Below are 21,949 nucleotides of genomic sequence, written 5' to 3'. Positions count from 1 at the left end.
AATTAAATCAGCTTCAATATTCCCATAATAATTAACATAATGGCAGGTAGGGCTGTCAGAGACTGTACAAAACTTGAGTTTGCAAAACGAAAACCTGCCTTTAAACCAAAGACGAGAAACATACCGCTGAAAAAAGCGATCATTACTGAGGTTAATAAAGGTGGTAAACCAAGCAGTGCAGCACCCAGCCCAGCGCCAAAGGCATCTAAAGATAATGCAATCCCAAGCCACATCGCTTCATATCCCGAAATACTTCCTGAATCGTCCATATCTGCAGCAGACGGTTTCTTTAATATTTGGATCACAAGACCAAACTTTTGAATCTCCAATAAAAAAACGGTTGTTTTTGATTCCGATTCGGACGATTCTCCCTCAGCAGTACTATGCTTTCCCGTTTCCCGAGATAAAAGCGTAGTATCTGAAGATAAGTTCGCTTTTTCCTTCCAAGGATCCGTCTCTGAATCCGCAGATTTAGACCTGAATGACTGAATGAGTGACCAGGTTCCCATAGCAATGAGAATCCCTGCTCCGATCCACGATGCTACATCGGGAGATACGAAAGCAGATAATAAAACTCCAAGCTGCATCGAAACTCCAATCACAAGACCAGAGCAGATAGAGATAATTACGATCGACAGCCAAGGAATTTTCATTTTGCGAAGGCCGTATGTAATGCCTATACCAAAGCCATCCAGACTAAGCGCAAAAGCAAGCAAAAATAACGTCAATGAATGAGGCACCCTTCATTCCTCCCAAAACTAGGCCACAAAGCTGCTTCATTAGCAGAAAGCAGGCTAATGCCTAAGACTGCGTTGCCCTAGCAGTATATGGGAACCGGGTTAAAAGGGTGCCTATTCATAAAGGCTCGCTTACCTAAAGGTTGTTTATTTAAATTCGTTACACCAACACCTGACATCTTGGGCAGGTATGGGTACCGCGTCCACCTACCACGGTCTTGACAATCATTGTTCCACAATGTTCACAAGGCTGATTTTGACGGCCATATATTTTGAACTGATGCTGAAACATGCCCACTTCACCTTGGCCATTGACATAAGATTTAATGGTAGATCCGCCGGCTTGTACCGCTTCAAGGAGTGTATCAATGATAGACTGATGAAGCAGTTCAAACTGCTCGTCAGTGAGCGTATTCGCGGGTTGTTCTGGATGAATCCCTGCCTTAAAAAGCGACTCATCAACATAAATATTCCCAATCCCTACGACATATTCCTGATTAAGAAGCGCAACCTTGATTTTGGTTGATCGTTTCCCAATTGCTTTACGAAAAGCTTCCAGTGTAAAAGATTCGTCTAGCGGCTCAAGCCCAAGCTTCATCAGCGGTTTGTTCGTAAGGTCTTCCCCCGTGCGGAACAGATGCATGGTTCCAAACTGTCTTACGTCCTTGTAACGAAGCTCTGTTCCATCAGAGAAATGAAATACAACATGAGTGTGTTTCTCCAAAGGCTCATCTTCAGGATATAAACCATAACGTCCTTCCATCCGGAGATGGGAGACAAGTACAAGTCCATCCAGTATAATTCTCAAAAATTTACCTCTTCGCTCTACACCTTGAATGGTGTGTCCGACAAGCTCCATAGCAAATGCATCAATATCATCTGGCCGCTGAATGATTCGCGGTAAATGAACGGTAACACGATCTATATATTTTCCTACGATTAATGAATTTAATGTTCTTTTGACTGTTTCTACTTCCGGAAGTTCCGGCATGATGTCTTCACCTCATCCTCCATTATAGCGGATTTTGAGGCAATCTTATACCCTTTGACTCGGATTTACTTGGCCTCATACCAGTTTCTGCCGAAGCTGACTTCTGCTTTCAGCGGAACGGCTAATTCCAAAGCTTTCCCCATCACTTCAGGTACTAATTCCTTCATTGTTTCTAATTCCTCTTCCGGTACTTCAAATACCAATTCATCGTGTACCTGCAACAGCATACGGCTTTTCAGTTTTTTCTCCGTAAGTGCTGCATCCATGTGCACCATAGCCAGCTTGATAATGTCAGCAGCGGTTCCTTGAATCGGTGTATTCATCGCTGTACGTTCTGCAAAAGAACGAAGATTAAAGTTGCTTGCATTAATTTCTGGTAAATAACGGCGGCGTCCAAGAAGTGTAGTTACATACCCATCTTGTTTGGCCTGTTTCACGATATCGTCCATGAATTTACGAACACCTTTGAACACTTCAAAATACTGCTCAATAAACTGTGATGCTTCTTTTCTTGTAATGTTCAAGTTCTGAGACAGACCGTAATCGCTAATTCCATAGACGATTCCGAAGTTAACAGCTTTTGCTGATCTCCGCATATTGCTGTCTACCGCTGATTCCTCCACTCCAAATACATCCATTGCCGTTTTTGTATGAATATCCATATCATGTACAAAAGCTTCTTTTAGATTATCGTCATCCGAGATGTGAGCAAGCACACGAAGTTCGATCTGTGAATAATCGGCAGCGAGAATGTACCAATTCTCTTCGGAAGGAACAAACACTTTACGGATCTTACGTCCTTCTTCGAGACGAATCGGAATGTTCTGCAGGTTCGGAAACTGACTGCTGAGTCTGCCAGTCGCAGCTATCGTTTGACGATAGTACGTATGCACTTTTCCTGTTTTATCCGAAATTTCTTTCAGTAATCCTTCTACATACGTCGATTGCAGCTTCGCAATCGAGCGGTACTCTAAGATGTGCTGAACAATTTCATGATACGGAGCGAGCTTCTCCAGTACTTCTGCATCTGTTGAATAACCTGTCTTTGTTTTCTTAATAACTGGCAATCCCAATCTATCAAAAAGAATTTCGCCTAGTTGTTTTGGAGAGTTCAGATTAAATTCAGTTCCGGCAATCTCATAAATTTTCGCAACTAACGAAGATATCGTCTGTTCAAATTCAGATCCAAGCGCTTTAAGTTCGTCTACATTCGCTTTGATTCCTTGCTTCTCCATGTCAGCAAGTATGCGTGACAAAGGCATTTCAAGATCATAGAAAAGTTCATGCATTCCTGTCTCTTCTAAATCCTTCTGCTGTAAAGAAATCAGACGGGAGATCGTTTCTGCTTTGCGGCATAAATATTCACAAACAATCTTCTCTTCTGGAAGTTTATATTTAGCCCCTTTACCGAACACTTCATCATCTGACTGTAGACGAGCCAGACCATACTTCGATGCAACTCCCCATAACGTCTGGTTTGAATCTGTTGGATCAAGCAGATAACCTGCAAGATGCACATCAAAATCAGCACCCGCAAATGGCAACCCGTTCGCATGCAGTACAAGGTCTACCCTGTGCAAATCATACCCCTGTTTCGGATAATCTGGATTGCTTAACCACTCTCTTACCCCTGCGCATGCTTCCGTAGAGAGCATCTCTGGAGAAATAAAATAATATTTTTCGCGATCCGTCAGTACAATCCCAATCAAAACAGCATGATGAGGGTTATCCCCTCGTGATTCAACATGAACGATCTTGATACAAGGAAGTAACGGCAGCAAGTCTGTTATGTTCTCTTCCGTTACAATAACGGTCTCAATCTCTTCTTCTTCCGGTGTATTCTCATCCGCATCTGCCTGTTTAACAGTAAAGGCAAGTCGCTCTAACAATGATTTAAATTCCAGCTTCGCGAGTGCGGGAGCAGCAGACTCTTCCTGAATACCGCCGAATACCATGTCATCCCAAGTTTTCTCAAGCGGTACTTCTCGGTAAATAGTAGCCAGCCGCTTACTGAGCCGTGCATCTTCTGCATGAGTCTCTATTTTCTCTTTCATCTTCCCTTTTAGTTCCGAGGTATTGCTTAATACCTCTTCAACTGATCCAAACTGATGAAGCAACTTCAGTGCTGTTTTTTCTCCCACTCCAGGAACACCAGGGATATTATCAGAAGGATCGCCCATCAGTCCTTTAAGATCAATAATTTGCAGCGGAGAAAGACCGTAACGTTCTTCAATTTCTTTTGGACCGTAATTTTCAATTTCAGATACGCCTTTACGAGTCAATGCAATATTTACGTTCTCAGATGCCAGCTGTAACATATCCTTGTCACCCGTAACCACAAGGATTTCGCGGCCCGCTTCATCGGCACGTTTTGTGAGTGTTCCAATGATATCGTCGGCTTCATATCCAGATAGTTCAAACTGAGCAATACCGAATGCGGTAAGCAATTCTTTCAGTACAGGGAATTGTTCCGATAATTCAGGCGGTGTTTTTTGGCGTCCGCCCTTATATTCTTCATAACCTTCATGGCGGAACGTTACTTTCCCTGCATCAAAAGCCACCATCATATGTGTCGGCTTATGTTCTTCCAGCAACCGAAGAAGCATGGTCGTAAATCCGTACACCGCGTTTGTATGTAATCCGCTCGAATTCGTCAGCGGGGGCATGGCAAAAAAGGCTCGATAAATAATACTATTTCCATCAATCAAAATAAACTTTTCCATAGATACACCTCTCTTGTTTCACTTCTTCCTATATGATAACACATGGGAACTCTGCTTCAAAAAACAAAACAAAATAACTAGTCACTCTCCTGCATTATCGGCCAAATGGAAGAAAAACAGTCCGAACCGAAGTTCAGACTGTTTCCTTTTACCGTTTTGCTATTTTAAATCGTTCTGCCAGTCTTCCAAGGAAGATATCAGCCAGAATGGCAAGTAAAGCAGCAGGGATGGCCCCGGCTAATATTTTAATATTATGCCGCTGATTCAGACCCGCATAGATTTCACGGCCAAGTCCATCGCCCCCGATAATCGGTGCGAGTGCAGCCACACCAATTGCAATGACCGCAGCAACACGTAAACCTGCCATGAGGAAGGGAATGGATAACGGCATTTCCACTTTCCACAGCAGTTGGAACCTGCTCATTCCCATCCCTTTTCCTGCATCCTGAAGTCCAGGACTTACTTCCTTCAAGCCAACATAAGTATTACGCACGACAGGATTTAAAGAGTAAAGGAATAAGCCAATAACGACACTTTTGAATCCGAGACCGAACATAACCATGAGTAGAACGAGCAGAGCCATACTTGGAAGTACTTGAATAATGTTTGTAAAGAACATGATGACTCTGCCTGTTTTTTCATAACGAGCACTAAGAATACCAAGCGGAATCCCAATAACTAAAGCAAGTCCCAACCCGCAAAGCACCATTAAAATATGTACCCATGTTAAATGTAATAAGTAAGATGCATTTTCAGTAACGTAATAATAAAATTTCATGAATGAATTCGCATCTGGATGCATCGCTGATGCAGGAAGTTTTGATTCATCAAGTAATCCAAGCTCGACCAAATACTTCATCGCGACGGTCCGCGGTTCCATTTTTTCTACATCGACTTGATAACTTAGCTCTGTCATCGTATCTGCATCAATCGTTCCCACAAGAGAAGAAAGCACTTCATCCAGTTCAGGATGCTCTTCAATCAGCTCTTTACGAACCACCGTTGAAGCATCAAATGGAGGGAAGAATTGTTTATCATCCTCAAGGGTCACAAGGTTAAATTCTTTAAGTCCTGGATCTGTAGTATACGCTAGAACAACATCTACAATGTTGTCAGCAACTGCTGAATATACGAGTGAGATTTCCATAGGAGAAGTCTGAGCAAAAGTAAAACCGTACTCTTTTGTGAATGCCGGATATCCATCCGTCGGACGTTCAAGCCAAGTCGTATCCACTCCAATTCTCATATCTCCTGCATGTTCTTTTAAATCAGACATCTTGCTAAGACCGTACTTATCTGCAACTTCTTGTTTTACCGCCAATGTATACGTATTCTCGAAGCCAAGCGAATCATACCATTTCAGATCCCATAGCTTATCAAAACCTTCCTGAGCCTGACGGAGTACTTCATCTCGATCCCTTGTATCCTCAACTTCAAAATAACCGTTAAAAATTTCTCCTGAATATAAACTTCCCATATCCATTTCGCCTTTGCTAAGTGACCTTAGCAGCAGACTGGAAGAAGCTAGATCTGTCGTTACATCAACACTTAAATCCGTACGATCTTCAATTAATGCCTTATATATCTCAGCAAGCACTTTGGTTTCTGTAAAGGTTTGTGTACCTATTCTCACCCGGTCAGCAGCTTCTGCCTTACCAGGCAAGCTTACTGAAAAAATGGACAGAATGAGCATAAATAGAACCAGTGTGCGCGTGACTTTCAACGATTTTTGTTTAGTAACTCTCATTTGTACGATCTCCCTCTTTCCTTAGTAGCTTATGAGACTTGATCTTTTATATCTCATATGATTTCTTCAGACAATTAGGAAACCTACGCCTTTGCACTATTTTGGTTCGGTCTAATTGCTTTCTCAAGTGCTCCAAGTAACAAGTCAGCAAGCAGTGCAAAAAGAATAGCTGAAAGTGCGCCTGCTACAATAAGTTCGGTCTTGTTTACCCCAAGTCCCGACATAATTAACTGTCCGAGTCCACCAGCTCCAATAAGTCCAGCGAGAGTAGTCCAACTAATGATATAGACTGTCGTTATTCTAATACCTGACATAATGTACGGAACCGCCAAAGGCAGCTCGATCTGAAATAAACTTTGAAGTCTGCTATAGCCCATTCCCTTCGATGCATCTCTCAGTGCAGGGTCAACTGCCTGTAATCCAGCATATGTATTTCGCAAAAGCGGCAACAAAGAGTATAGAAATAATGCAACGATTGCTGGTGTCATTCCAATACCAAATAAAGGAATCATCAGAGCAAGAAGAGCTAAACTTGGGATGGTTTGAAATAGATTCGCCACACTGAATACCAGGGAATTCACCCATTTAATCTCTGAACTTGAGATCATGATCGCTACGGGTATAGCAACAACGATACCTAGAATGGTAGCAATCGCTGCGATTAAAGCATGCTGACCTGCGGCACTAAGAATATCTGGGTAACGTTCACCTATGAAAACAAAGAAACTTTTTATCGATTCAAATACCTGCATTCACTTCTGCCTCCTCTGGTTCTGGAGTATAGACGTCTGCAAGCAGTCTTACCACACTACCTCTCGTGATGAGACCAAGGAAAAGTCCATCTTCATCAACTACAGGCAAATTAGAAAGCTGGTTCTCATTCAGTATAGTAAGCGCAGTGGTAACCGAATCTCCTCTATAAAGTACGTGCTCTACAGGGTTCATAACATCGACTATTTTCTTATCTTCTTCACGATAATGTTTGATTAACTGATAGATCGTCACATTACCAAGCAAACGTTTATTTTTATCCACAACCAGCAATGAGTCTACTTTACGTCTTTGTAAAATGGTAATTGCTTCTGCAATCCCTCTAGATGGGAACGCAGTAGCAGGATTGTTAATCATGACTTCTTCGACATTCGGGAATTCGGTGATGTCTTCTGACAGCAAGCGATCTTTACCAATAAAGCTTTCTACGAATTCACTTGCCGGGTGACGTAAAATCTGATCCGGCGTTCCTACTTGTTCTATTTGTCCACCTTTCATAAGTACAATGGTATCGGCGAGTTTGATCGCCTCATCCATATCATGCGTAACAAAAACGATGGTTTTTTTCACTTCTGTTTGAAGTCGAATTAACTCATCTTGCAGTTCTTCTCTGCTAATCGGGTCAAGTGCACTAAAAGGTTCATCCAGCAAAATAATATCAGGGTCTGCTGCTAGTGCTCGAATGACACCGATCCGCTGTTGTTGCCCACCACTTAGTTCGGAAGGATAACGATTCCCAAATGTCTCGGGTGCAAGTCTGACTTGATTAAGGAGTTCATCTACACGTGCATCGATTTTTGCTTTATCCCATTTCAGCAGACGCGGTACGACACCTACGTTCTTAGCGATTGTCATATTGGGGAACAAACCCACACTTTGAATGACATAACCTATGCTTCTTCTGAGATCTACTGCATCTGTTTTCGATATATCTTTCCCGTTAATCAAAATTTGTCCATGGGATGGAACATTCAAACGGTTGATCATTCGCATTGTTGTTGTTTTACCACAACCAGAAGGACCAATAAACACGGTAATTTCACCTTTTTTAATCGTAAGATCAATGCCTTTTAACGCTTCAAATCCATCATCATACACTTTCTTAACACCTTTAAATTCAATCATGAATCGTTTCCCCCTGTCATATTTCGTCCCTACGCCTAAAAAACTCCCAGCATATAGAAAAAGAGCCGATGTCAACAGCGGCTCATTTCACTATCTTTACGAAATTTGCTAGGTGAGTTGCTTAACTGACAGAGTATAATTACCCACTACTGAACAAAAAGAAACAGAATTACCCGAAAATTCCTAAAAAAATAGAAATTTAAAGATAATTCTGCCATTTTGAGGGGTCTAAAAACCCATATTTTACTACGCATTCCTATGCTTTTCGTCCTCTTTATTGATTCAGGTCAGGACGTTTACCTGTAACTAAATATACAGCACTCTCACCAATGTTGGTTGCATGGTCACCAATTCGCTCGATATAGCGACCCACCAGCATAAGAAGCATAGCCTGGGAAGCATCTTGCGGATGATCCACCATGAGCGCATATAAGTCTGTTATCATATGGCTGTACAGTTCATCCACTTCATCATCCGTTTTTGCCATTTTGTAAGCCAAATCTGCATTTTCATCAAGATAAGAGGTAATGGAATCATCAATCATAAGCTTTACAATCTCCCCCATCCGCGGGATATCGACAAGAGGCTTGATTAGTTTCTGACCCTCCATACGCAGTGTCACTTTGGCTACATCCAGTGCAAGATCACCCATTCGTTCTAGGTCACTTGAGATTTTGAAAGCTACGATAATTCTTCTTAGATCTTTAGCGACAGGCTGTTGTGTGATAATTAGCTTCGTTCCAAGTTCCATAATCTCTTCTTCCATTGCATTCAGCCGGATATCTTCCGATACTACCTTCTGCGCAAGTTTGAGATCACCTGACTTTAAGCTGCTAATGGCATCTACTAATGCTGTGTTTACGTGTTCCGCCATCTTAAGCAATAAATCTCGAAGCTGATTTAATTCCCGGTCAAATCCTTTTCTACGAATCATCCTTGCTGTTCCTCCTCATGTAAATGAAGTGTAGCTATTTTATTCGTACAATCCGTTAACCAAAACGTCCAGATACATAGTCTTCTGTTCTAGGGTCTTGTGGATTGGAGAAAATTTCGTTTGTTTCTGCCGCTTCGATCACTTCCCCATTCAGGAAGAAGACCGTTTTTCCAGATACGCGAGCAGCTTGATGCATATTATGTGTAACCATGACAATCGTGTAGTGATCTCTTAACTCTTGTACAAGTTCCTCAATTTTGAGGGTAGAGATCGGATCGAGAGCTGATGTTGCTTCATCCATAAGCAGCACTTCAGGTTGAACTGCCAAAGCACGGGCAATACATAAACGCTGTTGTTGTCCTCCCGACAGACTCATTGCCGAGCGTTTCAAGTAATCTTTCACTTCATCCCACAGTGCAGAACGGCGCAAACTTTGTTCAACAATTTCATCAAGAACTTTTTTATCCGTTGTTCCGTGAAGACGTGGACCATAAGCGATGTTATCATAGATCGTCTTAGGAAAAGGATTGGGTTGTTGAAACACCATACCTACCCGTTTACGAAGGGTTTCAATCGGCAGGTTCTCACCATAAATATCTTGTCCATCGATCTCTACTTTCCCTTCAATTCGTGTACCCGTAATCATGTCATTCATACGATTGAGTGTACGAAGGAGTGTAGATTTACCACAGCCGGAAGGCCCGATAAAAGCAGTTACTGTATTTTTAGGAATCTCAAGATTTACATTTTTTAGCGCATGAAAAGATTCATAATATAGATTCAGGTTTTTAATATTTATCATCGTGCTGTTCATCCCTGGTTTATCTCCTTTACTGCATAGTGAGGATCATCTTGTCCTGCAAATAACAAACCTCACAAAATAAAAGCTTAACATCATTGTAACGCCCCATTGTAAAGGCTATATAAACAATTGTTAACGCTATGTAAAATGTAAATCAGAAAATTCCGCTAATCCGCTTCTTTTCAGCTTCAAAAAGCAGACTTTCATCGAAGCTGTGAAACCGTCTTTCGTTTCCCTGCTACAAGCTTATATCCCACCCCACGTATGGAGTCGATATGAACCGTTTCGGGATCCAGCTCCAGCTTTTTCCGCAAAGAACTTACATGAACATCTACGGTTCGCTGCCCTCCAATATAATCAAATCCCCAAACCGCATTCATCAAATCATCCCTTGTTAACACAACACCAGGCTTTTTAGCTAAATACAAAAGCACTTCAAACTCTTTCGGACGAAGCTGTATAGGTTGTCCACTCAGCGTCACTTCATACTTCTTCGGATAAATCTCAAGTTCTCCCAACACAATTCTTGATCCGTCCTCTTCATCAGGTATCGGCTGTTCCTCAATTCCAGATACCCTGCGCAGTACAGCATCCACCCTGGCCAGCAGTTCCGATACCCCAAATGGTTTTGTTATATAATCATCTGCACCCAGTTTTAGTCCTTGAACGACTTCATTTTCCCCATTTTTAGCAGTGAGAATAATGATAGGGGTTTTCACCCCCGTACTTCTAAGTTTACTTAGAATCTCGAGTCCATTCATTCCAGGGAGCATAATATCGAGCAGGATCAGATCAAACTCCTGAGAAGAAGCTCGTTCGTAACCGGATGTACCGTGATCTTCTACTGTTACATCATAACCTTCTTGGGTCAAGTTATAGGAGAGTAATCTTGCTAGTGTAGGCTCATCTTCAATAACTAATAATCGCTGTGCCATGGTATCCCCTGCTTTCTTTTCATGTTCATTCAGTTCATAATATCATTACTTTGTTATCGTGGTGTAAAATATGACCGTCTATATTATCTGCTATTCATTTGATAATCTATTCCTCATCCGCATGTTCCTGAAGAAGCGGTAAGACAACGGTAAATGTCGTTCCCGTACCCAGCTCACTCTCCACCATTAACGTTCCATGATGCAGTTCAACCAAATGTTTCACAATGGATAATCCTAGACCTGTCCCGCCAGAATTACGAGATCTTCCTTTATCTACCCGATAAAACCGCTCAAATACTCTAGGCAAGTCGGCTTTTGGTATACCGATTCCCGTATCGCTGATTTGGAAAGCTACTTTCTCTTCTCCATCATTTTTGTCAATGGATGCCTGAATTTTCACTTGTCCACCCTCAAGAGTATAGTTAATCCCATTACTAATTAGATTCAAAAAGATCTGTTTCAGTTTATCCTCATCGGCTTCCATAAATAATTCATTAGGCACGTCTACAAGAAGACGGATCTGTTTTTTCTCTGCTTCATTGCTTAACGTTCCGATCACCATATCAAAGAACGAATGAAGATGAACCGGAGAGCAATCAAGGTTAGATCTTTTAGATTCTATTTTCGATAATTCCAATATGTCACCAATCAAGCGGTTCAATCGGTCACCTTCATCATATATAATTTGCAAAAAGGATCGTACGGTCTCCTCGTCCTTTACTCCTCCGCTAAGAAGGGTCTCTGCAAAACCTTTCACCGCTGCTACAGGTGTCTTCAATTCATGGGATACATTAGCTACAAATTCACTCCGTATATTTTCTAGACGCCGAATGGCTGTGATATCTTGAAGTAAAAATAGCATCCCTCGATAACTTCCATCATTCTCGAACATCGGAACCCCGTCTAAACCAACAATTAATTCTTCAGGTGTATATAAACGTACCTCTTCATGTATACGATCTCTATGATCAATAGAAGATTCAATGAGTTTCGTTAACTCATAATGTCGTTTTTTGAGTTCATGATAGGGTCTGCCCATCACACGATGCTGTTCAACACCAAGCATACGCTCACTTTCTTTATTGAGCACAGCAATATTTTGCGTGGCATCAATCATAATAATACCGCCTGTCATATTACTCATTACACTCTGAACCAAATCCTCACTATCACGGATCATTTTCAGCTGAGTCTGCAGGCTGTCAGCCATACCGTTGATCGCTTTGCCCAGTTGACCGATCTCATCATCACGATTAAATTTAACTCTTGCATCATAATCCAGTTTAGATATTTGATTCGCTACCTTCGTAATGTGTTCAATAGGACTCGTAAGACTTTTCCCCACCCGATAGCAGACAAATGCCACTAATACAAACAAAATAATAAGAGTGATAAACATAAGAAACCAGCCTCGGCCTAGTCCTTCGTCTACTGCTTTCAAACTCATAGAAAGCCTGATATATCCATCAAAGTTCCCATCTGATGAAGTTACAGGAAGCGCGATATATAACATCTTATCGCCAAGTGTTTCGCTCGTCCGAATCGAATGTCCGTATGAAGTAGACCCTTCGGTAATGGATGTAATTTCCTCACGGTTTAAATGGTTATCCATTTTTGATGCGCTATGCTCCGAATCACCAATAACCGTACCATCTCTAAGAATGAACGTCGTTCTAGAATCGGTGAGTTCCTCAAGTTCTATGGCTTTTTCTGTATAATATTTGGTTACCGTTTCGGAATCCCCTTGCGTCTTCATAAAAGGAAAATGGGTTTGCAGTAGTTTAATCTCACGCACCATATTTTCTTCAAGGGCATTAATATGTACTTCTTTGAATACTTGACCCAGAGCCACACCTGCCGCTAAGACAGAAATAAAGATCAGCGTCATCATAATGGCGGTAAGCCGAAAACGAAAAGTCTTCATATGCGTTATTTACTCATCCTTTATATAGTTATTCTAAACATTGTATTTTACATTTCTTCTTTTTGAACGGGGAAAAAACGTTGCAGCAGCGCATGATGCAGTGTTGCAAGCGGCTGCTGAATCATAATTCCAAGAACAACAGGGATCGCTGCTTGCGGCGAAAAATAACCCATCGCAAGAACAAGTCCGAGTGAGATATTACGCATTCCAGCTGCATAAGACATCGTCACCCTTATTTCCCGGGAAACATTTCTCATAAGATAAGAGCCTGCAAATCCAATACAATAGCATAACGCAACTAACAATACGACAGCAATAGATGCGAGAATAACACTTGTTTCCAATGTTCTCATATGAGGAGCGATGGCTGCCGCATTTAGAAGCACGACTGCAGCGAAGAATATTTTTGAAATAGGCAATGTAACGGGAGCAGACCACGCTTTGAATTTTCCTTTTGAAATTTCGTAGATGGTTACGCCAAGTACAGTAGGAACTACAATAATTAACAAGAGATCCTTCATCAGTGAAACGGTATCAAATTTGATAGCAGCTCCAAAAAAAAGTTCAATGAGCCCTGGTACAATAAGCGGGCTAAGTGCTGAATCTACAACTACCATGGCAAGCATTAAGGGTACACTTCCATAAGACATGCCGACCCATAATACCGAAGAAACACCTAAAGGAATAATCGAGAATAAGACCAATCCCACCGTATAGTCAGAATCTGGACCAAACAGAGCTGCTCCAAGCGCAAAAGCAATAAGTGGTGTCAGTACATGAGCTAGAAGCAGCGTAATAAATACAGGCATCGGTTTGTACACTACATTCTTCAAATGAGTAAGACCACATCCCAAAGCCATGACAAACGTAACAAAGCCAAATAGATAGGGAACCCAAGAAACAAATGGTAAAAAGAGTTCAGAAAAAACAATCCCTACAATGAGGGTGAATGGAATAATAGCAAACATATACTTCTCAAACCAGGCTGCAAATCGAAGTGACCAAGATCCCATATATTATCCGATTCCTTTCCATAATTCTATCAAATTGATCATACCACACATTAAACGGTGTACTTCGATCGTTATGTAAATTTTATCAAGTTAATGTAAAAAGGTCTCATACGGACGTAAGACCGCACAAGACCTAATTAGTTAAGTTATAGCTAATATTAACCGTTCACTACTTCTCCGCCATTTACATGGATAACTTGTCCACTCACGTAAGAAGAATCACTAGATGCCAGATATACGTAAGCTGGTGCGAGTTCTTCCGGTTCACCTGGACGTTTCATCGGCTGTGTTGCTCCGAATTCACTTACTTTCTTTTCATCAAAAGTAGAAGGAATGAGCGGAGTCCAGATCGGACCCGGTGCTACCGCGTTTACTCTGATTCCTTTATCGGCCAAATGCATGGACAAGGAACGTGTGAAAGCAGTAATGGCTCCTTTCGTAGCAGAGTAATCAATTAAATTTTCACTGCCTCGGTAAGCGGTGATGGAAGTCGTATTAATGACAGCACTACCGCTTGTTAAATGAGGCATTGCTGCTCTTGTCATATAGAACATACTGAATATGTTCGTACGGAACGTTTTTTCCAGCTGTTCATCTGTAATATCTTCAAAGTTTTGCTGTGGATGCTGTTCAGCTGCGTTGTTCACTAGAATGTCCAGCCCGCCTAATTCATCTACTGTTTGTTTGATCGCTTCGCTACAGAATGCGGAATCCCGAATATCACCTGGGATCAGAACACACTTCACACCCTCTTGCTCTACGCATTTCTTCGTCTCCTCTGCATCGCTGTGCTCATCTAAGTAGACGATCGATACGTTTGCACCTTCTTTTGCGTAGGCTACGGCCACAGCACGTCCGATTCCGCTGTCACCGCCCGTAATTAGAGCAGATTTCCCTTTCAATTTCCCTGCAGCTTTGTAGGATTCTCCCTTGTACTTCGGTCTTGGGGTCATTTCCGATTCAATCCCTGGCTGTTTGCTTTGTTGTTGTGGAGGTAACGTTTTGTTTTGATTCTCTGACATGATCTCGTTCTCCCTTCCTTTTCTAGAATGTTCTATCACGTATTTTCATAATCAAGTTATAGGATGGCTAATCTTGCTGTCCTTATACGTCAATCTTTGAAACCTAACAGTAGACTATCAACCATCCTCTTCGTTATGATTTTACCCGTCCTCTGCTTAATGAAACTTACTTGCCCCATTCTATGAAAAGAAAACTCAACCTTTTACTATGGAAAAACGCAAAAAAAAGACAGAACATTTCGCAAATACTTGCGAATAATTCTGCCTTACTTAAAAATATATAGGTTGATGAATACTTTATATCGATATGTATTCTTACCTGGTTTCTACCAAGGGTAGACCATGATTCCAAGCATCACGAGCAACAATACAGCTAAAATAATACTGAACATACGCAGTTTATTTTTCTCTGCACTGATATCTCGTTTTTCTTGAATACCTGCAATCCCAAGACGAAGTGATTTACCCATGATTCCACCAATCGCGAGCATTGCGAGAAAGATCACAACAACTACGATCATCCAGGAAACAGCATAATCACCTTTGCTCATGATGTATCCGCCTGTAATCAGCTGAATGATCAAACCGTATTGAGCAATACGATTAAATGTTCTGACAGCAGCGATACTTCCCTCTTGTGCTGGTGCTGCTAGTTTCATAAGCGCACTAACCACGAAAGGAAGTAATAGATAATAACCTACCGATACCGCCCCGAGTATGTGTACAAAATAAAAAATTGAACCCATCTTTTCCATTCACTCCTTTCCTACTATTCTATTATAATCTTAACCGTAGAAATAAAGCTGGAATCAATCCATGGACAATTAATGAATGACTTTATTCCTATCTATCAAATTATACTGATTATGAAGCATAAAGAAAAGGAAACCCTGCTCATCTACAGGATTTCCTTATCATTCATTCACTATTTATTCATTTTTTTATTAGAATAAGTCCTATACCGATACGACTGACATGACATTTCGCACAGATTCAGCCGATTGATCAAGAGCTGCTTTTTCCTCTGTTGTAAGATCAAGTTCAAATATTCTCTCGATACCATTACCACCGAGGATCGTAGGAACACCAAGAAATAAATCATGGTAACCATATTCTCCCTCCAGATAAGCAATGACGGGAATAATCCGTTTTTTATCCTTGAGAATAGCTTCCGTCATCTGTACAAGGGAGGCAGCAGGCGCATAATAGGCACTTCCGTTACCAAGCAAGTTCACGATTTCTCCACCGCCAACACGAGTTCGCTGTACGATGGATTCAATCCGCTCTTCTGAGATCAGTGAGTCGATAGGAATACCGCCCACGCTGGAGTAACGGACGAGAGGAACCATATCATCCCCATGACCCCCAAGTACGAAGCCGCGAACATCTTCGACAGAAACATTCAGTTCTTGAGCGATAAAAGTGCAATACCGAGCCGTATCCAGTACACCAGATTGCCCAATAACACGGTTCTTAGGAAAACCAAGTGCATGATAGGCAGCATAAGTCATCGCATCCACTGGATTACTTAATATAATAACGATGGAATCAGGACAATATCTCTTAATATTTTCACAAACCGATTTGACAATCCCTGCATTGGTGTTCACCAGATCATCACGACTCATGCCTGGTTTCCGAGCAATTCCAGCAGTGATAATGACAATATCCGAATCAGCTGCATCTTCGTAGTCTGAAGTACCAACGATGTTACTATCAAAACCTTGAATTGGGCTTGCTTCGAGCATATCAAGCGCTTTTCCCTTCGTTGGGTTCTCAAGTTGAGGAATGTCAACAAGAACAACGTCACCAAGTTCTTTTTGAGCTATCATAAGTGCGGTAGTAGCTCCGGTAAACCCAGCTCCAACGACAGTAATTTTTTTACGCTGAATTGTCAATAGATTCGCTCCTTACAGGTTTTTTATAATCTCATTAGCAAATTCGGAACATTTTACTTCTGTTGCTCCGTCCATCAAACGTGCAAAATCGTAAGTTACGGTTTTGTTATTGATGGAAGTTTCCATACCTTTGTAGATCAGGTCAGCCGCTTCCTGCCATCCCAAGTGTTCAAGAAGCATTACACCGGACAAAATTACGGAACCTGGATTAACCACGTCTTTGTCTGCATATTTAGGAGCAGTACCGTGGGTTGCTTCAAAAATAGCATGTCCTGTTACATAGTTGATGTTCGCTCCAGGCGCAATACCGATACCGCCTACTTGTGCAGCAAGAGCATCAGACAGGTAGTCACCGTTCAAGTTGAGGGTTGCAATCACATCAAATTCAGCTGGACGAGTCAGTACTTGTTGAAGAGCGATATCCGCAATCGCATCTTTAATAATGATTTTACCTGCATCTTCTGCTGCTTTTTGAGCGGCATTCGCTGCATCCGTACCTTCTTTTTCTTTGATTTCATCATACTGAGCCCAAGTGAATACTTTATCGCCGAATTCAGCTTCAGCCACTTCATAACCCCAATTTTTGAAAGCACCCTCTGTAAATTTCATGATATTACCTTTGTGTACAAGTGTAACGCTCTTACGTCCATGAGTAATCGCATACTCAACAGCAGCACGTACAAGACGTTTGGATCCTTCGGAGGAAACAGGTTTGATGCCAATACCAGAAGTTTCAGGGAAGCGAATTTTGTTAGCGCCCATTTCCTGTTGCAAGAACTGGATTACTTTTTTCACTTCTTCAGAACCTTCTTGGTATTCAATACCTGCATAAATGTCTTCTGTATTTTCACGGAAAATGACCATATCAACAAGTTCAGGACGTTTTACCGGAGAAGGTACACCATCAAAATAACGTACAGGACGCAAGCACACATACAGATCAAGTTCTTGACGAAGTGCTACGTTCAGTGAACGGATTCCGCCACCGATTGGTGTAGTAAGTGGTCCTTTAATTGCTACAATATACTCACGGATTGCTTCAAGTGTATCTGCAGGAAGCCACTCACCGTATGTATTAAATGCTTTTTCACCAGCAAAAACTTCATACCAAGCAATTTTCTTTTCGCCGTTATATGCTTTCTCAACAGCCGCATCTAGTACGCGTTTGGATGCTTTCCAAATATCGCGGCCTGTTCCGTCCCCTTCAATGAAAGGAATAATTGGGTTATTAGGAACTTGAAGCTGTCCATTATCAATCGTAATTTGCTCGCCTTCTGTAGGGAGTACGAATTTTTCAAAGTTTGGCATAATATATTTCCTCCTTGTTTTGTAAATCTACAGCATCACATGGGCATAGAAGAGCCCTGCAACAAATTTCCTCCACGGAAACTATTGCCAAGGGCGCTTTCTTTTATTATACATGTTTCTTAGTAACTAGCGACGTTCAATCGGGATATACTTCTGATTCGTCGGACCGGTATACTCTGCACGAGGACGAATAATCCGGTTATCAGAAAGTTGTTCAAGGATATGAGCAGTCCATCCAGACACACGACTAATCGCAAAAATCGGTGTGAACAATTCTCTATCAATACCAAGCTGTGTGTACACAGAGGCTGAATAGAAATCTACATTCGGTTTCAGACCTTTTTGAGAGGTGATCAACTCTTCAATCTGAACTGACATCTCATATAGATCGGTATTTCCTTTTTGCTCTCCAAGTTCAAGAGACATTCTTTGCAGATGTTTCGCACGCGGGTCGCCATTTTTATATACCCGATGACCAAAACCCATAATCTTCTGGCGGTTATCCAGTTTGTCTTGAATGTAGGATTCGAGTTTTTCTACTGAACCGATCTCACTAAGCATCTTCATTACCGCTTCATTGGCTCCACCGTGAAGAGGACCTTTGAGCGCTCCGATAGCTGAAGTCACCCCTGAATAAATATCAGATAGCGTAGCTACCGTCACTCGGGCAGCAAATGTTGAGGCATTAAGTTCGTGGTCTGCGTGAAGCACGAGTGCTTGATCAAGCGCTTTTACAGATGTTTCGGACGGTTCTTCACCCGTCAGCATATACAGGAAATTCTCGGCGATGGATACACCCTGTTTAGGCGCTACGGGTTCATTTCCTTCACGAATTCGGGCAATCGCTGCAACGATAGTTGGAAGCTGAGCCTGCAATTTCACTGCTTTAATCTCATTTGCTTCCTGTGAATCATCTTCAGCATTCTCATCATAAAGTGCCAAAGCTGAAATGGCAGAACGAAGAGCCGCCATGGTGTTTAGTTTTTTTGGATATAATTTAATTTGAGAAATAAGTGCATCAGGAATAGGTGCATATTCACTTAGCTTCTGTTTTAGGTTATCAAGTTCAATTCTGTTCGGCAGTTTGCCAAACCAGAGCAGATAAGCAACTTCTTCAAAGCAAGCATTGGATGCTAAATCATCAATATCATACCCACGATAAGTGAGGACGCCGTCAACAATAGAACTGATTGAGGAAGTTGTCGCCACAATGCCTTCAAGTCCTTTGGTAGCTGTCATTTTACACCTCTCCTTTTGTACAAAATAGAGTTTTAATCAAAATGAAAACAGTTACATTATTAAATATTCGTAAGAAATTCTAGGCTCTGCAGACATCATGTGTAAAAGTATCACTTCCATCATCATACTGGATTTTGTCGATGATGTGAACAATTTGAAGGTTTCAAAGGATATCAAAGATTTCTTTCACAGGCATAAGTATTTTTTTGTAACCACTTTCATTGACAAATAAGGATTGCTATGTATATATTTACCTACCATAAAAAGGAGCAGGAAGAAATTATTCTCCCTGCTCCTATAAATAATCAGAATCGCCGATGAATTCTAATTTTTCCTTCTTTCAATTTCTTCTCCAGCCATTTTAATAAAAAGATTCGATATAATGGTCTTGTCAGCGGAAAGAGAAGAGTAAAGCCAATAATATCAGTTACAAACCCTGGAATGACAAGTAGCATGCCCCCTACAAAAACACAGAGGCCATCCAGCATCTTACGGCCAGGCACCTGGCCATTTTGCATTTCTCTTCGGGTGTCCTGCATTACTTTACGGCCTTCAAATTGCATCATCGCGATCCCGATCAGCGATGTTAAAACAATCAACAAAATCGTGGATCCAGCGCCGATTCTTTCACTTACCCATATAAATCCAAACAATTCCACACCGGGAATGATTAAAAGCGCAGCCCACATCCAATTTCGCATGTACGGTTACTCCCTTCCAAGCCTTAAAGCCTTACTTAATGCATCGTACAGGTTCGGAAAACTTTTATCAAGTCTAACAGGCCGAAAATCACCGTTTACCCATGCATGCTGCGTAGTGCCGGTAACAAGAAGTTCACCTGGAAGCTCCGCAGATGAGGTGATAGGGCCTAAGGAGATCGGGCTTTGCCCTTGTAATGACAAACTCTCATCTCTCCGCACTTCATACTCATAAGTAAGCCGAACACTGCTCATTTGATTGATTCGAGTCCAAACGGTGACACAATCATCATATTTGGCAGGTTTTTTGTATTTGAGATCGAGACCGATTACAGGTAACATCACCCCTGCTTCTTCCATACTGCGATACGTCAGCCCAAGACTGCGGATCATCTCGGTTCTGCCAATCTCAAACCAATTCACATAATTGGCATGATACACAACGCCCATTTGGTCACTTTCCTGATAACGCACACGAAAACAAGTACCGAACCACGCACTTTTCTCTTGCCCGTCCCTATCCTTTATTGGACTCATAGGTTTTCACATCCTTTACAGAGGTTCATTACTGTGAAAAAAGCAATGGGACCCATTGGCCCCATTGCTTTTTGTCGTCTTTTATTTTAATTATATCGATTAGATATGATCAATTTTGATGAGGTTAGTAGAACCAGAGCGTCCAAGTGGAATACCTGCTGTAATAACAACAAGATCGCCTTCTTCTACAATACCGGATTTTCTGCCGCCTTCTACTGCATTTGCAAACAATCCGTCCGTAGTATCACAAGGTTTACCTTTAACAGGAGTTACACCCCAAGTCAAAGCTAGCTTACGCATCGTACGGTCTTCATTTGTTACGGCTACGATTGGAGCTTCAGGACGGTATTTGGAAACCATACGAGCAGTATGACCAGATTCCGTTGAAGTAAGAATTGCTTTTGCATGTAGTTCATATGCACTAATTGCAACAGATTGGCTGATCGCCTCAGTTACAGTGATTTCTTGAGCACTACGTTGCTTTTTATAAAGTTCTTTGTAATTTAAAGCAGATTCTGCTTTTTCTGCAATACGAGCCATTGTTAGAACAGACTCAACTGGGTATTTCCCTGCTGCTGTCTCACCAGACAACATGATTGCATCTGTACCGTCAAAGATTGCGTTCGCAACGTCACTCGCTTCAGCACGAGTTGGACGAGGGTTACGCTGCATAGAATCCAACATTTGAGTTGCAGTAATTACTGGTTTACCAGCAATGTTACACTTCTCAATCATGCGTTTTTGCACAAGAGGTACCTCTTCTGCAGGAATTTCTACACCAAGATCACCACGAGCAACCATTAAACCATCGGAAGCTTCAAGAATTTCATCAAGGTTATCTACACCTTGTTGGTTTTCAATTTTGGAGATAATGTGGATATGGCCAGCGTTATGCTTTTCAAGCAATTCGCGAATTTCAAGTACGTCACTTGCTTTACGTACGAAGGAAGCCGCAACAAAATCGATACCTTGTTCAATTCCGAAAATGATATCGTTAGCATCTTTCTCGGTAATACCTGGCAGGGAAATGTTAACTCCTGGTACGTTAACGCCTTTTTTGCTCTTAATCGTACCGCCGTTAACGATGCGGCATTTAATTTCTGTGCCATTTACTTCCACTACTGTTAAACCGATCAAACCGTCATCAATCAAAATTGTTGATCCTGGAGATACATCTCCTGGCAGATCTTCATAAGTAACAGAAATACGATCTTTAGTACCGAGGATTTCTTCGGTTGTAAGGGTAACAAACTCATCTTGAACTAGTTCAATCGGTTCTACTTCAAGTTTACCTGTACGAATCTCAGGACCTTTCGTGTCAAGCAAGATTGCAACAGTCTTGTTCAACTCTTCAGAAGCCTGACGAATCGTTTTGATACGTGCTCCGTGCTCTTCATAATCACCGTGGGAGAAGTTTAGACGTGCTACATTCATACCAGCCATGATCAACTTTTTTGTGTTCTCCAACGATTCACTGGAAGGACCAATGGTACATACAATTTTTGTTTTGCGCATTTTTGTAGTTTCCTCCGTTTTCAAGACTCT

The 21,949-nt window shown here is 41.6% G+C and carries 19 protein-coding genes; all 19 read right to left on the bottom strand.

Annotated elements, in window-relative coordinates; translation table 11 throughout:
• Positions 1-2 precede the first annotated feature (2 nt).
• The 19 genes from PV403_RS03215 to pyk all read right to left on the bottom strand — a co-directional run bounded on the left by PV403_RS03215 (position 3) and on the right by pyk (position 21,919).
• Complete coding sequence (locus PV403_RS03215; protein ID WP_249717036.1) at positions 3-740, bottom strand: manganese efflux pump; 738 nt, start codon at positions 738-740, stop codon at positions 3-5.
• 157 nt (positions 741-897) lie between these two features.
• Entirely contained in the window at positions 898-1,728 is an 831-nt protein-coding gene (mutM, locus tag PV403_RS03210; protein ID WP_213532127.1) for a DNA-formamidopyrimidine glycosylase, read from the bottom strand.
• A gap of 65 nt (positions 1,729-1,793) precedes the next feature.
• The gene (gene polA, locus PV403_RS03205; protein WP_332083584.1) at positions 1,794-4,451 is read right to left on the bottom strand and encodes a DNA polymerase I; all 2,658 of its coding nucleotides are present in this window, start codon (positions 4,449-4,451) and stop codon (positions 1,794-1,796) included.
• A 148-nt stretch (positions 4,452-4,599) separates the two neighbouring features.
• Positions 4,600-6,198 carry a glycine betaine ABC transporter substrate-binding protein gene (locus PV403_RS03200; protein ID WP_332083583.1) on the bottom strand — a complete coding sequence of 533 codons (1,599 nt, stop codon included), beginning with the start codon at positions 6,196-6,198 and terminating at the stop codon, positions 4,600-4,602.
• An 83-nt stretch (positions 6,199-6,281) separates the two neighbouring features.
• Positions 6,282-6,950: an ABC transporter permease gene (locus PV403_RS03195; RefSeq protein ID WP_225229008.1), complete on the bottom strand. Its 669-nt coding sequence runs from the start codon at positions 6,948-6,950 to the stop codon at positions 6,282-6,284.
• Positions 6,937-8,094 (bottom strand): ABC transporter ATP-binding protein, encoded by a 1,158-nt coding sequence (locus tag PV403_RS03190; protein WP_213532125.1) that lies wholly within the window; start codon positions 8,092-8,094, stop codon positions 6,937-6,939. The genes PV403_RS03195 and PV403_RS03190 overlap by 14 nt, the downstream gene beginning before the upstream one ends.
• 274 nt (positions 8,095-8,368) lie before the next feature.
• Complete coding sequence (gene phoU / locus PV403_RS03185) at positions 8,369-9,028, bottom strand: phosphate signaling complex protein PhoU (protein ID WP_332083582.1); 660 nt, start codon at positions 9,026-9,028, stop codon at positions 8,369-8,371.
• A 55-nt stretch (positions 9,029-9,083) separates the two neighbouring features.
• Complete coding sequence (gene pstB / locus PV403_RS03180) at positions 9,084-9,842, bottom strand: phosphate ABC transporter ATP-binding protein PstB (protein WP_285747605.1); 759 nt, start codon at positions 9,840-9,842, stop codon at positions 9,084-9,086.
• Between the two features lie 191 nt (positions 9,843-10,033).
• On the bottom strand, positions 10,034-10,765 hold the full coding sequence (locus PV403_RS03175; protein ID WP_213532122.1) for a response regulator transcription factor: 732 nt from the start codon (positions 10,763-10,765) through the stop codon (positions 10,034-10,036).
• A 106-nt stretch (positions 10,766-10,871) separates the two neighbouring features.
• Positions 10,872-12,689, bottom strand: coding sequence for a two-component system histidine kinase PnpS (pnpS, locus tag PV403_RS03170; RefSeq protein WP_213532121.1), 1,818 nt, complete (start codon positions 12,687-12,689; stop codon positions 10,872-10,874).
• 47 nt (positions 12,690-12,736) lie between these two features.
• Positions 12,737-13,702, bottom strand: coding sequence for a bile acid:sodium symporter family protein (locus PV403_RS03165; protein WP_213532120.1), 966 nt, complete (start codon positions 13,700-13,702; stop codon positions 12,737-12,739).
• Positions 13,703-13,860: 158 nt separating this feature from the next.
• A complete protein-coding gene (locus tag PV403_RS03160) occupies positions 13,861-14,724 on the bottom strand; it encodes an SDR family oxidoreductase (RefSeq protein ID WP_213532119.1) in 864 nt (287 codons plus the stop codon).
• A 326-nt stretch (positions 14,725-15,050) separates the two neighbouring features.
• Positions 15,051-15,470 carry a hypothetical protein gene (locus PV403_RS03155; RefSeq protein ID WP_213532118.1) on the bottom strand — a complete coding sequence of 140 codons (420 nt, stop codon included), beginning with the start codon at positions 15,468-15,470 and terminating at the stop codon, positions 15,051-15,053.
• Between the two features lie 210 nt (positions 15,471-15,680).
• A complete protein-coding gene (gene mdh, locus PV403_RS03150) occupies positions 15,681-16,622 on the bottom strand; it encodes a malate dehydrogenase (RefSeq protein ID WP_213532117.1) in 942 nt (313 codons plus the stop codon).
• A 12-nt stretch (positions 16,623-16,634) separates the two neighbouring features.
• Positions 16,635-17,930 (bottom strand): NADP-dependent isocitrate dehydrogenase, encoded by a 1,296-nt coding sequence (icd, locus tag PV403_RS03145; protein ID WP_213532116.1) that lies wholly within the window; start codon positions 17,928-17,930, stop codon positions 16,635-16,637.
• A 126-nt stretch (positions 17,931-18,056) separates the two neighbouring features.
• Positions 18,057-19,169, bottom strand: coding sequence for a citrate synthase (gene citZ / locus PV403_RS03140; RefSeq protein ID WP_160032941.1), 1,113 nt, complete (start codon positions 19,167-19,169; stop codon positions 18,057-18,059).
• Positions 19,170-19,474: 305 nt separating this feature from the next.
• Complete coding sequence (locus tag PV403_RS03135) at positions 19,475-19,870, bottom strand: FxsA family protein (RefSeq protein WP_213532115.1); 396 nt, start codon at positions 19,868-19,870, stop codon at positions 19,475-19,477.
• Between the two features lie 6 nt (positions 19,871-19,876).
• Positions 19,877-20,395 carry an acyl-CoA thioesterase gene (locus tag PV403_RS03130; RefSeq protein ID WP_374705798.1) on the bottom strand — a complete coding sequence of 173 codons (519 nt, stop codon included), beginning with the start codon at positions 20,393-20,395 and terminating at the stop codon, positions 19,877-19,879.
• Between the two features lie 108 nt (positions 20,396-20,503).
• On the bottom strand, positions 20,504-21,919 hold the full coding sequence (gene pyk, locus PV403_RS03125) for a pyruvate kinase (RefSeq protein WP_213532113.1): 1,416 nt from the start codon (positions 21,917-21,919) through the stop codon (positions 20,504-20,506).
• Between the last annotated feature and the right edge of the window lie 30 nt (positions 21,920-21,949).

Source organism: Paenibacillus sp. GYB006, from assembly GCF_036577645.1.
GTDB lineage: Bacteria > Bacillota > Bacilli > Paenibacillales > Paenibacillaceae > Paenibacillus.
The sequence above is the reverse complement of the archived record's forward strand: the minus strand, read 5'-3'. Positions and strand labels throughout refer to the sequence as shown.